This window comes from Pantoea sp. RCC30.1 (assembly GCF_058148845.1).
Genome location: NZ_JBXUHX010000005.1, coordinates 14,283 through 28,029, shown reverse-complemented (window position 1 = coordinate 28,029; position 13,747 = coordinate 14,283). Strand labels below are relative to the sequence as shown.

The following is a 13,747-nucleotide window of genomic DNA, read 5'->3' as shown; positions in this document are numbered from 1 at the left end:
TCTTAACGCTTGTCAGGGTCGCTTCACGCCTGCGATACGCACGCCTGCATCTCTATAAAATATATCTTAATCTGCCCGATCGCATTTTTCGTTCTTGTACTCAAGATATATCATAGCTAATCTCCCGGCTTGAGATGAGAATGATTGTTATTCCATTAAAGTTTCATGACAGTGAGCATGCCCCTGAATCACGGGCACAGCTCCTGATTGAGGAGAGATATTTTGACTGCATCAGCTAATCAGCGTTTACCCCAGCGCGTCCGTAATGAACTGCGTTTCCGTCATATTCAGGTCGCCAGTAAAACTAACATTGCCGGTAAATTCTGGCGTATCCGGTTCAGCGGCAGCGATCTGGCGGGCTTTACATCGCCAGGCTTTGATGACCACATCAAGGTATTTTTCCCTTCCGCTGAAGGTGAAACACTGGCTCTGCCGCAGATGACTGACGCGGGCATTGTCTGGCCCGAAGGTTTGCGTCCGCTGGCGCGCGACTACACGCCGCTGGAATTCGATGGTGTCTCTTCACTGACCCTGGATTTCTATATTCACCAGCAGGGCGTGGCGAGTGACTGGGCAACGCAGGCTCAGGTGGGCGATAAATTAATTATCGGTGGGCCACGCGGTTCGCTGGTGGTGCCGACCGATTATGCATTCCAGCTTTACGTCTGTGATGAAACCGGGCTGCCAGCGTTTGCGCGTCGTCAGCGTGACGCAAGTGCCCAGTCGCTGCATCTCTATGCCTTTACCGAAGAAGTGACGGGCCGCGACTATTTATCGGATACGACTGGCGTAACGACAAACTGGCTGGGCAGCGGTCAGATGCAGAAAGCGCAGCTCAGCCAGCTGATTGACCAGCTGGATCAGCTCACACTCCCGGCGGAAGATTACTTTATCTGGCTGACCGGCGAAGGTGAGTTTGTGAAAGCGCTGTCTGACTACTTTACGGTGCAGCGCGGCCTCAACAGTGATTTTGTGCGGGCGGTGGCCTACTGGCACCAGAAGTAAGCGGCTCTGGCAATTGAGTTTTGCCAGACGGCGGACTACCATCAATCCGACTTTTTTCCCGCAGGGCAGGCCATGAAACAGCATCCGAATTCCACATCATCTGACGATCAGAGTACGCGCGCAGGCGGGTGCGGCGGACGACGCAAACGACGCGAAAAGATGCTGGAAGCAAGTGAGATCCGCCTGCTGATGCTCCATTTCCTGGCGCAGAATGCGGCGCACGGCTATGAACTGATTAAGTCGGTTGAGGTGCTGTCGAAGGGAGAGTATTCGCCTAGTCCGGGGATCATCTACCCCAATCTGACGCTGCTTGAAGAGATGGAGGCGATTGAGGTGGTGGATGCGCAGACAGCGCGTAAAGCCTACCGTCTGACCGCAACGGGAGAGGCGCAGCTGGCAGAGAACCTGGAAACGGTCTCCAGCCTGATCACGCGGCTCTCTTCGCTGGCGATTCTGGTCAATAACCGCAGCATTCCTGCTGTAGAGCAGGCGATTTATGGGCTGAAGGTCGCGCTGAACCGGCGGCTGGCGCAGGAAGATATCTCAGAAGCCGCGCTGCAGACACTGATTAAGGCGCTGCACGACGCGGCTGAAAAAATCACTCACAGTTAATCAGCTGATTTCAGCTTTGTTTTTGTCGATGTGGCCCAGGGTACGATCCGGGAAACAGATGTCGCGCACGCGCTGTTTCAGCGTGGTCGCATCAGGGAAGCCACCATCACGCTTGCGTTCCCACAGCAGATGCTCATCCAGCGTAATTTCAAAGATACCGCCGGTGCCTGGTTTAAGGGTTACTTCCGCCAGATCTTCAGCGAAAGTATGTAGAAGTTCCTGTGCCATCCACGCTGACCGCATCAGCCAGTTGCATTGCATACAGTAGTGAATAACAACCACAGGTTTTTGCGCCATAACTCTTGATTCCTTTACGTGTTGATAAATGCCAGTGCATTCGGGTTAACAATTTGTGCGCTGTGGTTTATATCTAAATGTAAATAAGATTGATAATGATTATCAGTTGCATTAAATTTCGGGCGATAATTACTATACCAGCATGATGTTCTGACTTTTCACGGCTTTTATGCGGAGCCGTTTTACTGTTGCCAGCAAGCAAGTGAGCGAATACTAACAATTAATCAGGTAATTCGCGCCTATGTCACCACGTTTTCGGAGATTGACGCAACCGCGTCTGACTCAACTGGCGTTGCTCGCCACCTTCATCAATACCACCTGCACTTATGCTGCGGGCAGTGAATCTGCCACGCTAGCCTTTTCCGACAGCTATGGCAGCAATACCGAACAGGTAATGACGGTGACGGCGCCGGAAATTAAAAAAACGGCAGGCAGTAAAACCTCGCTCTCTGCCAGCGATCTGCAACAGCGTGGTGCCACTGACTTTGGATCGATCATGCGCTATGAACCGCTGATCAGTGCCACCGGTACCAGTGGCGGTTCATCAGCCGGTAAGAGCGGTTTTGATCGGGCTGGTTATACCGGCTACAACATTCGAGGCCTCGAGAGCAACCGCGTCGGTCTGGATGTGGACGGCATTCCGTTGCCGCAGGCCACTGGCCGCAGCTATGTAGGACGCGCTGGTCTCGACAGCTTTGGCATTGGCCGCGATTACATCGATCCTTATATGTTTGGTCGTATTGAGATTGAGAAGGGCGCCACAGCAGTGGATCAGCCGAACACCTCAATTGGCGGCAACGTCTCGTTCCGTAACAAATCCCCGGACGACTATCTGCACCCCGGCAAGCCGACCTTTTTCGGTTATCAAAGCGACTACGACTCCGCCAGCCGCAGCTGGCACAACGGCATGACTGCAGCAGCAGGCGATGACACGCTGAGTGGCATTTTTGTCTACAGCCGTCGTGACGGACAGCAGACCCGTAACAACAGCGATACGCTCGATGCTTATCCGGCCAACTGGCACTCCGATGCCTTTATGACTTCCGGCATCTGGCAGCCCAATGATGCTCACAAGCTCAGCGCGACGGTCGATTATTATCACAAAACCCACCACAGCCATTACGACAGCTGGAGCACTTCAGGCAATACAGTCTGGGGAACGGCACAGCAGCAGAGTGACACCCGCCGCTGGGGCATCAGTCTGGCGGATGAGTACACCCCTTACAATGACCTGATCGACAGCCTGACAACCCGCGTTTACTGGCAGCAGACCCAGGCGCATGACAACACCCTAATGCCGTCGAGTGCCACCGCCAGGCAAACCGTCTATTCCGACTACAACAGCGACAGCTACGGTTTTGACACCCGAGCACTTAAAAGCGTCGGGCGACATGAACTGAGTGCCGGGCTGAATGCGCGCCTGGTGGATACTGAGCGACCTTTCCGTCAGTCACCGCCAGCCAGTACTTTTACTGCGATTATGCAGCCGCAGGCTAACAGCCGCAGCTACAGCGTGGGCGGTTATCTGCAGGATACTATCAGCTTCGATGCTGACGGACATCGGGCGGCTATCGTGCCGGGCGCGCGCGTGGCCTATCAGAACACCCGACCACGTGATGTGGCGACGCTGACCACGAACAGTAGCGTGCTTGACGCCAGCGAAGTTTCAGCGCTCTACGGATCGCCAAACAGTGACACCCAGATATTACCGTCGATCGCCTTCCAGTACGATCTGACACCGAAGCTGATGACTTATCTGCAATATACCCGTGGCGCGCAGTTCCCCAACGATACCCAGCTCTATGGATCATGGAACCTTGGTTCCAGCTATGCCGGCACCGCGCAGTATGCGCTGATTGGTAACGCTGACCTGAAAACCGAAACCAGCAACAACTACGAGTGGGGTGTAAAAGGAGAGGTGACAAAAGGCGTCACGCTTAACGCTGCCGCTTTTTATAACGACTATAAAAACTTTATAGCCTTTACCCGTTACAGCCGGGCGGCTAATCCGGATCAGTTCGTCAATGTACCCGCCAACATTTACACCACCTATCAGGCGGAGAACCGCGATAAAGCCTACATCTACGGGGCGGAAATCAGCAGTAAAGTGAACTTCGGCAGCTGGTTCAGTGAGGTCGAGGGTCTGAGCGCCAATCTGGCGTTTGGTTACACGCAGGGTGCGGCAAAGTCGAGCTACCTTGGTGACCGCTACATCGACCTGGAAAGTGTTGCCCCGATGAAAGCGATTGTCGGACTCGCCTGGGATGATGAGGCGCGTGGTTACGGTGCCGCCATTACCGCTACCTTTGTCAAAGGTAAGCAAGCCAGCGCGACTAACCGCGAAAGCTTCGCTAACAACGGCAGCAGCCTTGCCGACTCCAGCACCGATTACATGCGGGTACCGGGTTATGGCATGGTGGATATGACTGCTTACTGGCGCGTCGCGCATAACGTCAGGCTGAGTGGCGGGCTTTACAACATAACCGATCGCAAATACTGGGATTACCTCAGCAGCCGTGAACTGACCAGCGCCACTCAGCAGGAGCGCAACGATCAGGCACTGGCCGTGATGCCGGGCCGTACTTTCCAGTTAGGTGTTAACGTCGATTTTTGATAGCCGTCGCCCTGCGCTGATGCAGGGCATTACTAAGAGAGCCTGAATCATGAACCCGATTTATCAGCACTATCTTGCCCTTAAAGGTGAACAGCCGAAGAAATATGCCCGCGACCTGGCCGCGCTGATCGGCATCAGCGAAGCGGAATTGTGTGAAGCGCGCATCGGCGTTGATGCCGTGGCGCTGAAACGCGATTTTCCGGCGTTGCTGAAAGCATTGGGCGCAGTCGGCGAAACCAAAAACATTACGCGTAACGCTTATGCGGTACATGAACATCTGGGTGAATACCACAATGTGCAGATTGGCGCACGCGGTGGCCTGGTGCTTAATCCCCGTGCGCTCGATCTGCGCCTGTTCGTCGGTCAGTGGTGCAGCGCCTTTGCTCAGCAGGAGCCAACCGGGCAGGGCGTTCGTCACAGCATTCAGATCTTTGATCGTCATGGCGATGCGGTGCTGAAAGTTTACGTCACGGAGCAGACCAACATGGCAGCGTGGCAGACGCTGATCGCCGACTTTACCGACGCCGCGGCGACGCCGCTTGTGGTTGAGCCGGTTGCCGCTGCTCCTCTGACTAAGGCGATTGATGCCACCGCCATCGACCGTGAATGGCGCGCCATGACCGATGTTCATCAATTTTTCGCGTTGCTTAAGCGCCATCAGGTGTCACGACCGCAGGCGTTTCGCGCGGTGGGTGACGATCTCGCCAGGCAGACCGGTAACGATGCGCTTGAGCGCCTGCTACAGATGGCACAGCAGGCGGGCAATGAAATTATGATTTTTGTCGGCAACCGTGGCTGTACTCAGATTTTCACCGGCAGGGTAGAGAAGCTGCAGCCAGTGGAAAACTGGCTCAACATCTTCAATCCCCAGTTCACGCTGCATCTGATGGCTGATCAGATCAGCGAAAGCTGGGTAACACGCAAGCCAACGGGCGATGGCTTTGTTACCAGCCTGGAACTGTTCGCCGCCGACGGCACACAGATCGCCCAGCTCTACGGTCAGCGCACGGAGGGTATGCCAGAGCAGTCAAGCTGGCGCGAGCAGATTGGTGCACTCCACACGTCGGGAGCGGCAGCATGAAAAGAGTGATGCTGTTATGGCTGCTGCTGACGCTGCCATCACTGGCGGCGGAGCGGGTGGTGTCGATTGGCGGTGACGTCACCCAGATTATCTATGCGCTGGATGCCCAGTCGCAGCTAGTGGCGCGCGACAGCACCAGTCTGCGTCCGGCGCAGGCCACCCGACTGCCGGACGTGGGTTATATGCGCCAGCTCAACGCCGAAGGCATTCTGGCACTGAAACCGACGCTGGTGATCGCCAGCGAGCAGGCGCAGCCGTCGCTGGTGCTGCAACAGATTGCCCGCGCGGGCGTCAGGGTGGTCACGGTCAGCGGCGACAGCAGCCTGCAGGCGATCCCGCAGAAAATTATCACTGTGGGTCAGGCGCTGCAGCGTGAAAGCGAAGCTCAGGCACTGGCGCGGCAAATGACGCAGCAGATTCGCCAGTTGCCGCAGCAACCGCTGCCGGTAAAAGTGCTCTACATCATGGCGAACAGCGGCATGAAGTCGATGGCGGCTGGAAATCAGACTGCGGCCGATGGCGCCATTCGCAGCGCCGGGCTGGAGAATGCTATGGGCTCGGTGCCGCACTATCAGGCACTGTCGCAGGAAGGGGTGATCGCCGCCGCGCCAGATCTGGTGGTAATAGGCGAGGATGGCCTGAAAACTCTGGGCGGCGAAGCGCAGTTGTGGCAGTTACCGGGTCTGATGCTGACACCTGCCGGGCAGCAGCATAGTCTGCTGGTGATCGACACCATGGCACTGCTGGGGTTTGGCCTTGATACACCGCGGGCCATCGTGAAATTGCGTCAGGCGGCGGAATCGCTGAACCATGATTAAGGATAATGCGCTGCGTAGCCTGGGGCTGATGCTGATCTTCCTGCTGGTGGCGATGGTGCTGGCGGCAAATCTGGGGGCGATGTCGCTTTCAGTGCGGGCGCTATGGCAGGCACCGCTCAGCGATCTGATCTGGCAGATCTGGCTGGATATCCGCCTGCCGCGCGTGCTGCTGGCGGTGGTGATGGGCATGGCGCTTGCAGTCTCTGGCGCGGTGATGCAGGGTGTTTTTCGTAACCCACTGGCCGATCCCGGTCTGCTGGGGATCAGCAGCGGGGCGGGACTGGCGGTGGCGCTGGCAATCATTATTCCGGTGGCGTTGCCGGCATCACTGGCATTGTGGCTACCGATGATCGCCGCGTTTATCGGCAGTCTGTTGGTTACACTGCTGATCTTCAGTTTCAGTCGGCTGGCGCGCGGCAATCTTTCGCGGCTGTTGCTGGTCGGTATTGCGATTAATGCGTTGTGCGGTGCGGCGGTAGGCGTGCTGTCATGGCTGAGCAACGATCAGCAGCTGCGCCAGCTGTCGCTGTGGGGCATGGGAAGCCTCAGCCAGACACAGTGGCCCGCACTGCTGATTTGCCTGCTGCTGATTCTGCCAGCCTTGTTGCTGCTACAGACTCGCGCCCGCCACCTTAATCTGCTGCAGGCGGGCGAAGAGGATGCGCACTACATGGGGATTGATGTGAAGCGTACTCAGCATCAACTGCTGATCCTCAGCGCGCTGCTTGTCGGTACAGCGGTCTCGGTCAGCGGCGTGATCGGCTTCGTCGGACTGGTGGTGCCACACGTGATGCGTTTTTGCCTTGGCGGCGATCATCGCTGGCTGCTGCCCGGCTCAGCGCTGGCGGGGGCGATTCTGCTGCTGCTGGCCGATACGCTGGCGCGCACTCTGGTGGTTCCGGCCGAGATGCCGGTCGGGCTACTGACCAGCCTGATTGGCGGTCCGTGGTTTCTCTGGCTGATTCTGCGTCAACAGCGAGGGCTGGAGTGATGAACATTTTACAGGCCAGGGGATTGTGTCTCGCGCACGGCGACAAAACCGTTATCGATAATCTCGACGTCACGCTGTCAGGTGGAGAGCTGGTGGCGCTGATTGGCCCCAACGGCGCAGGTAAATCGACGCTACTGCGGATGCTGACGGGATTTCTGTCGCCCGATCGGGGCGAGTGCTGGCTGGGCGATCGACGGCTGACGGCATGGCCGCGTGAGCAGCTGGCACGACGCCGGGCAGTGATGCGCCAGCAGAACAACCTGACCTTTGCACAATCGGCGGAGTCGGTCGTGGCGATGGGCCGTGCGCCCTGGCCGGAAGCGCAGACGACGCAAATTGTGGCTGAGGTTATGCGGCTGACCGGTTGTGAAGGGCTGGCGCAGCGCGATTACCGCCAGCTCTCCGGCGGTGAACAACAACGGGTGCAGCTGGCGCGGGTGCTGGCACAGCTCTGGCTGGAGGGAAGACCACGCGGCTGGCTGTTTCTTGATGAGCCGACCTCGGCGCTGGATCTCTTCTGGCAGCAGCAAACCCTGCGTTTACTACGCCAGCTGACGCGGGCCGGCGATCTCACAGTCTGTACCGTGTTACATGACCTTAATCAGGCTTCATTGTGGGCCGATCGCATACTGCTGCTGCACGCAGGCCGACTGGTGGCACAAGGCTCGCCGCAGACGGTGATGACGGAAGCGACGCTGACGCGCTGGTACCAGGCCGATCTACAGGTAGTGGCGCATGCCGGGAGTGGACAGCCGCATATCCAGCTGCGTATCTAGACCGTTTCGCTTTAAAAACATTGCCTTGCGCGCTTTTAATCGCTGATTTTGCGCTATACCTGGAGTTCCCGACAGCCTTAAGGAGACCATAATGGCAAAATCATTAGAGCAAACCGCTGAGCAACTGGGTAATATTTTACTCTCCTCCGGACTTCATCTGGCGACCGCCGAATCCTGTACCGCCGGGCTGATCAGCATGACGCTGGCCGCCGTGGAAAACAGCGGCGACTTCTATACCAGCGGCTTCGTAACCTACAGCGAAAATGCCAAAACGCGTCTGCTGGGGGTACATCCAGACACGCTGAAACAGCACACGGCGGTGAGCGAGAAAACGGCGAGGGAGATGGTGCAGGGAGCCTGCGCCCGCTCTGGTGAACCGGTAGGACTATCAATCACCGGCTATGCCGGGCCGGGTGGCGGCGAGGATGGCACACCGGCAGGCACTATCTGGTTTGGCTGGATATTGCCCGACGGCAGGGACGAGGCGGAGTGCCACCAGTTCAGCGGCGATCCGAAATCGGTGATGGAGCAGGGCACGCAGTTCGCGCTGGAAGGGCTGATCAAACGGCTGCAGCGAGCCGATTGATAAAGGCGCGATTCACGCGCCTTTAAAAGCGTTAGCGGCAGTCGACAATAAGGCGGCCCTGTACTTTGCCATCCAGCAATGCCTGCGCACCTTCTCTGGCGTCACTCAGCGGAATGACCCGGCTCAGCTTATTGAGCCGTTCGCTATCCATTAGCTCACCGAGTCGCTGCCACGCCTGCTCACGAAGCGGCTTCGGACACATCACGCTATCGACACCAGCCAGCGTAACGCCTCGCAGAATAAAGGGTGCAACGCTGGCTGGCAGATCGAGTCCCTGCGCCATTCCGCAGGCGGCAACCGCGCCGTCACGCTGAGTAGCGGCAAGCACATTCGCCAGAGTCTGACTGCCGACGCTGTCTATCGCAGCGGCCCAGCGCTCTTTTGCCAGTGGCTTACCAGGATGGGAGAGCTCTTCACGGTCAATGACCGATGCCGCGCCCAGCGTCTCGATCAGATATGCATGGTCGCTGGCGCGTCCGCTCGACGCGATGACCTCATAGCCCAGACGCGCCAGCAGGCTGACGCTATAGCTGCCGACGCCGCCACTGGCCCCGGTCACCAGCACCGGTCCGCGATCAGGTGTGATGCCCTGTTTTTCCAGCGCCATCACGCAGAGCATCGCGGTCAGCCCCGCCGTACCAATGGCCATAGTCTGCAGCGGACTCAGCGTGGCGGGCGCACGCACCAGCCAGTCGCCGCTGACGCTGGCTTTCTGCGCCAGGCCACCCCACTGTTTTTCACCCACGCCCCAGCCTGTCAGCAGGGCCACATCATCCTCTTTCCAGTCGGGATGGCGGCTGGCTGTCACCCGGCCCACAAAATCGATACCCGGCACCATCGGGAACTGGCGCACAATCGGGCCTTTGTTGCAGATAGCCAGGGCGTCTTTGTAGTTCAGGGATGAGTAGCTGACGTCGAGCGTGACATCATGGTCGGGCAGTTGGGATTCGGGGAGATCTTTCAGCAGGGAACGGTAACCTTGTTCGTCATTTTCAATGACCAGTGCCTTGAACATGCAGCCTCCGGCAGAGTGGGAAAGAGGGGATCAGTTTACGCCTGGCTGCGGTAATACGGTAGGGTAACGGCCGCTTTTCCGGGTAAGGGCGGCGGCCAGGTTATTTGCATAAATCTACATATATTTCATATAATTAGTCGAATTGTGAATTTTTCATAATAAATAGGCTATAAAAATCATGTTGTTACAATTAGGGGTGATGACTGAATAATTGCCTGGTTCGGGTTGTTCATGCCTAAAAAAGATGACATTATGACCGCCACTTTTTGACCCTGCTGCTTCACCACAGAGGACGTCGCCATGTCCGGTTCACCGCGCACTCGCCCGGATTACCGTTCGCTTTTTCCGGCGCTCACCGGGTTTTCATCATTTCCGCACTCTGCGTTATTCCTCATGCGGTGAGGCCAGCCAGGCCGCGGCTGTGGGGCTTTTCTTCACGGGCTGCTTAATGCCTTCCTGTTAATTATTCGCCGGGGCGCCGTCCCCATGATTGTGCCTCAGGCACTTCCTCCCTGACGTTAGGGATTCTTTTATGACTCCACTGAAAATTGCTGCCAGCGCCGCTGTCGCGCCCAGTCTGACCCTGAACACCGCGCGTGACGTAGTGACGCTGGATAACACCGACTTTACTGATGTGGCGGCGGTTGTCGTCTCGCTGGCGGATACCCGCAGCGGTGTGCTGGCGCTGCTGCGTCACACCGGCTTTAATCTGCCAGTGTTTGTCGCGAATGCGTTTGAAGAAGAGGTGATGCACCTGCCTGGCGTCAGCGGTGAGCTGAATGGTGAGCCGCAGGAGTGGATTGCGCTGGAAGCGGCTGCGCAGGCGTATGAAGCTGAGCTGCTGCCACCTTTCTTCGAGACGCTGACCCGCTATGTCGATATGCAGAACAGCACCTTTGCCTGTCCCGGACATCAGGGTGGCGCGTTCTTTAAAAAGCATCCGGCTGGCAAACAGTTTTATGACTTCTACGGCGAGAATGTTTTCCGCTCTGATATGTGCAACGCCGACGTCAAACTGGGCGATCTGCTGATCCACGAAGGCTCAGCCAAAGATGCGCAGAAGTATGCAGCAAAGGTGTTTAACGCCGATAAAACCTACTTTGTGCTTAACGGAACCTCAAGTGCCAATAAAGTGGTGACCAATGCGCTGCTGACCCGTGGCGATCTGGTGCTGTTTGACCGCAACAATCACAAGTCAAACCATCACGGCGCATTGATTCAGGCGGGTGCGACCCCGGTTTATCTTGAAGCGGCACGCAACCCCTTCGGCTTTATTGGCGGTATTGACGCGCACTGCTTTGATGAGGCTTATCTGCGTGAGCAAATCGCGGTAGTGGATCCGCAGCGGGCGGAAGAGGCGCGGCCTTTCCGCCTGGCGATCATCCAACTGGGCACCTACGACGGTACGGTCTATAACGCACGTCAGGTAGTGGATCGCATCGGTCATCTGTGTGATTACATCCTGTTTGATTCCGCGTGGCTCGGCTATGAGCAGTTCATTCCGCTGATGGAAGGCTGTTCGCCGCTGACGCTGGAGCTGAATGAGAACGATCCCGGCATCTTTGTCACGCAGTCCGTACATAAGCAGCTGGCCGGTTTTTCACAAACCTCGCAGATCCATAAAAAAGATAACCACATTCGCGGACAGCGGCGCTTCTGCCCGCATAAGCGACTGAATAATGCCTTTATGCTGCACGCTTCAACCAGCCCGTTTTATCCATTGTTTGCCGCGCTGGATATCAATGCCAGAATGCATCAGGGCGAAGCGGGGCGTCGCATGTGGGATGAATGTGTCACGCTGGGCATTGAGGCACGAAAAGCGATCCTCGATCGCTGTGAAATGATCCTGCCGTTTGTTCCGGAGACGGTGGAAGGTCAGCGCTGGCAGGATGCGCCTACTGAGACGATCGCCCGCGATCTGCGCTACTTCAGCTTTGAACCGCAGGCGAAATGGCACGGCTTTGCGGGTTACGCGCGCGACCAGTATCGGGTCGATCCCTGCAAGCTGCTGCTGACTACGCCGGGGATTGATGCGGCTAGCGGTGAATACAGTGATTTCGGGATCCCGGCGACCATCCTGGCGAACTACCTGCGTGAGAACGGCATCGTGCCGGAGAAGTGCGATCTCAACTCGATCCTGTTCCTGCTGACTCCGGCTGAAAGCTCAGAGAAGATGGCGAATCTGGTGGCGATGCTGGCGCAGTTTGAGCAGCACGTTAAAGAGGATGCGCCGCTGGCCGAAGTGCTGCCGACAATTTATCGCAAAAATGCTCAACGCTATGCCGGCTATACCCTGCGTCGCCTCTGTCAGGAGATGCACGAGCTTTACGTCAGTCACAACGTTAAAGATCTGCAGCGACTGATGTTCCGCGCAGCCGAGTTCCCGCCGGTCAGGGTGAATCCGCAGGATGCGCATCAGGCTTATATTCGCGGCGAAGTGGAGCTGGTGCCCATCGCCGAGGCCGCAGGCCGTGTCGCTGCGGAAGGCGCGCTGCCTTATCCACCGGGCGTGCTGTGCGTCGTGCCAGGAGAAGTCTGGGGCGGCGCGGTGCAGCGTTACTTCCTGGCACTGGAAGAGGGGCTTAATCTGCTGCCCGGCTTCTCGCCGGAGCTGCAGGGCGTTTACACCGAAGAGGATGACCAGGGACAGAAGTATCTGGTGGCTAATATGATAGTGGGGCGCTGATCTGAGCGGGGCAGAGGCGGGTAGCGGCCCGCCAGGCCTTTTTGTTCGCTGCGCGAACGGGCGCTGAGAGGGTTTCGCCTGGCGGCGGTGTACGCTTAGCAGCGGGTATGCACTGAGTGGGTTACGACCGGCAGGCCCTGGGTTCGCTGCGCGAACGGGCTGTGAGAAGGCTTCGTTCGCTTAGCCGCGGGCTAACACTGAGCGGGTTCCGCCCGCCAGGCGATGGGGAGTTTCAGATCGCCCGAGCAGGCGAACGTATTAAGGGGCGGACGCCCGCCCCTTAATAATCCCGGCGTCCGGCTGCCTCCGCGTCCCGCGGTGCGGGGTGCCTTCGTCACGCCCTGCGGCCGACGGACCGTCCGGACTCGCCATCCCTGGCTCGTGCCGTCCTTTCGCCGACGTCCTGTCGGCTCATCCTGGCCTGCGGTTGTTCCTCAGCGCTTCGGACGCCTCTGGGAAACCCCCGCCTGTGATTTCTTTATGTTTTCTTTGGTGCACAGTTGTCTGGTGGTCTGAAAGCCAGTCTCAATTCCTGAAGTTCACCGCAACAATCTTAGTTACCTGAAAACGAGATAACAGCGGGTAGGTTTGAATGCCATTCTGTTTGCTGAGCCGAAATTCAGAGGCAATCCCAAAAAACCACAGCGATAAAGCACTCAACATAAAAAGCAGAGATAACAGCGGGCGGGTTGAATGCCATTCTGTCTGCTGAGCCAAAAGTCAGAGGCAATTCCCAAACTCACAGCGACAGCGAGCCCAACATAAAAAGAAAAGATAACAGCGAGGGGGGTGGGGAGGCCGTCAGAACCGCTGAGCGGATGAGGGATTTCAGGACGAGCGACAGGGATGTCGCGAAGAGGCGGGTTCGCGCCATGGATGGCGCGTCCCGCCGGTCCGTGAGAAACCCTGAAGTAGCGAAGGAACCGCGAAGCGGCGGTGAAGCAGGCCGGAGCCCGGGGTCAAGGGGGCGCGGCGACTGGCGCCCCCTTGTCGGTCGCCTGCAGAGGCGAATCTGAAACTGCCCGGCTTACCAGGCGAACGAAACCTACTCATAGCCCGTTCGCGCAGCGAACAATCTCAGCTTCAGGCGCTTCACTCCTGATCGCCTGGCGGGCGGAACCCGCTCAGTGCATACCCGCTGCTAAGCGAACGAAACCTTCTCATAGCCTGTTCGCGCAGCGAACAATCCCAGCTTCAGGCGCTTCACTCCTGATCGCCTGGCGGGCGGAACCCGCTCAGTGCATACCCGCTGCTAAGCGAACGAAA

11 protein-coding genes are annotated in these 13,747 nt (G+C 57.6%); 9 read left to right on the top strand and 2 right to left on the bottom strand.

Features of this window, described 5'->3' with window-relative positions:
- Positions 1–222 precede the first annotated feature (222 nt).
- Complete coding sequence (locus AC2LB6_RS06385) at positions 223–1,005, top strand: siderophore-interacting protein (protein ID WP_490092882.1); 783 nt, start codon at positions 223–225, stop codon at positions 1,003–1,005.
- A gap of 72 nt (positions 1,006–1,077) precedes the next feature.
- Positions 1,078–1,617: a PadR family transcriptional regulator gene (locus tag AC2LB6_RS06380; RefSeq protein WP_490092881.1), complete on the top strand. Its 540-nt coding sequence runs from the start codon at positions 1,078–1,080 to the stop codon at positions 1,615–1,617.
- Here the strand turns inward: AC2LB6_RS06380 and AC2LB6_RS06375 are convergent, their stop codons facing one another.
- Positions 1,618–1,914: an Rdx family protein gene (locus tag AC2LB6_RS06375; RefSeq protein ID WP_004571230.1), complete on the bottom strand. Its 297-nt coding sequence runs from the start codon at positions 1,912–1,914 to the stop codon at positions 1,618–1,620.
- 241 nt (positions 1,915–2,155) lie between these two features.
- On the opposite strand from AC2LB6_RS06375, the gene AC2LB6_RS06370 reads away from it, so the two are divergent.
- The 6 genes from AC2LB6_RS06370 (at position 2,156) to AC2LB6_RS06345 (ending at position 8,780) form a co-directional block, all read left to right on the top strand.
- Positions 2,156–4,528, top strand: a complete 2,373-nt coding sequence (locus AC2LB6_RS06370) for a TonB-dependent receptor domain-containing protein (RefSeq protein ID WP_490092880.1) — start codon at positions 2,156–2,158, stop codon at positions 4,526–4,528.
- Between the two features lie 49 nt (positions 4,529–4,577).
- Positions 4,578–5,609: a hemin-degrading factor gene (locus AC2LB6_RS06365; RefSeq protein WP_490092879.1), complete on the top strand. Its 1,032-nt coding sequence runs from the start codon at positions 4,578–4,580 to the stop codon at positions 5,607–5,609.
- Entirely contained in the window at positions 5,606–6,427 is an 822-nt protein-coding gene (locus tag AC2LB6_RS06360; RefSeq protein WP_490092878.1) for a heme/hemin ABC transporter substrate-binding protein, read from the top strand. Before AC2LB6_RS06365 ends, AC2LB6_RS06360 begins: the two co-directional genes overlap by 4 nt.
- A complete protein-coding gene (locus AC2LB6_RS06355) occupies positions 6,420–7,418 on the top strand; it encodes a FecCD family ABC transporter permease (protein WP_490092877.1) in 999 nt (332 codons plus the stop codon). Before AC2LB6_RS06360 ends, AC2LB6_RS06355 begins: the two co-directional genes overlap by 8 nt.
- Positions 7,418–8,194: a heme ABC transporter ATP-binding protein gene (locus AC2LB6_RS06350; protein WP_490092876.1), complete on the top strand. Its 777-nt coding sequence runs from the start codon at positions 7,418–7,420 to the stop codon at positions 8,192–8,194. Before AC2LB6_RS06355 ends, AC2LB6_RS06350 begins: the two co-directional genes overlap by 1 nt.
- 91 nt (positions 8,195–8,285) lie before the next feature.
- Positions 8,286–8,780 carry a CinA family protein gene (locus tag AC2LB6_RS06345; RefSeq protein WP_490092875.1) on the top strand — a complete coding sequence of 165 codons (495 nt, stop codon included), beginning with the start codon at positions 8,286–8,288 and terminating at the stop codon, positions 8,778–8,780.
- Between the two features lie 31 nt (positions 8,781–8,811).
- Here AC2LB6_RS06345 and acuI read toward each other — a convergent pair whose 3' ends face one another.
- Entirely contained in the window at positions 8,812–9,795 is a 984-nt protein-coding gene (gene acuI / locus AC2LB6_RS06340) for an acrylyl-CoA reductase (NADPH) (RefSeq protein WP_490092874.1), read from the bottom strand.
- Positions 9,796–10,327: 532 nt separating this feature from the next.
- Between acuI and AC2LB6_RS06335 the strand changes: the two genes are divergently transcribed.
- Positions 10,328–12,481 carry an ornithine decarboxylase gene (locus AC2LB6_RS06335; protein WP_490092873.1) on the top strand — a complete coding sequence of 718 codons (2,154 nt, stop codon included), beginning with the start codon at positions 10,328–10,330 and terminating at the stop codon, positions 12,479–12,481.
- Positions 12,482–13,747 lie beyond the last annotated feature (1,266 nt).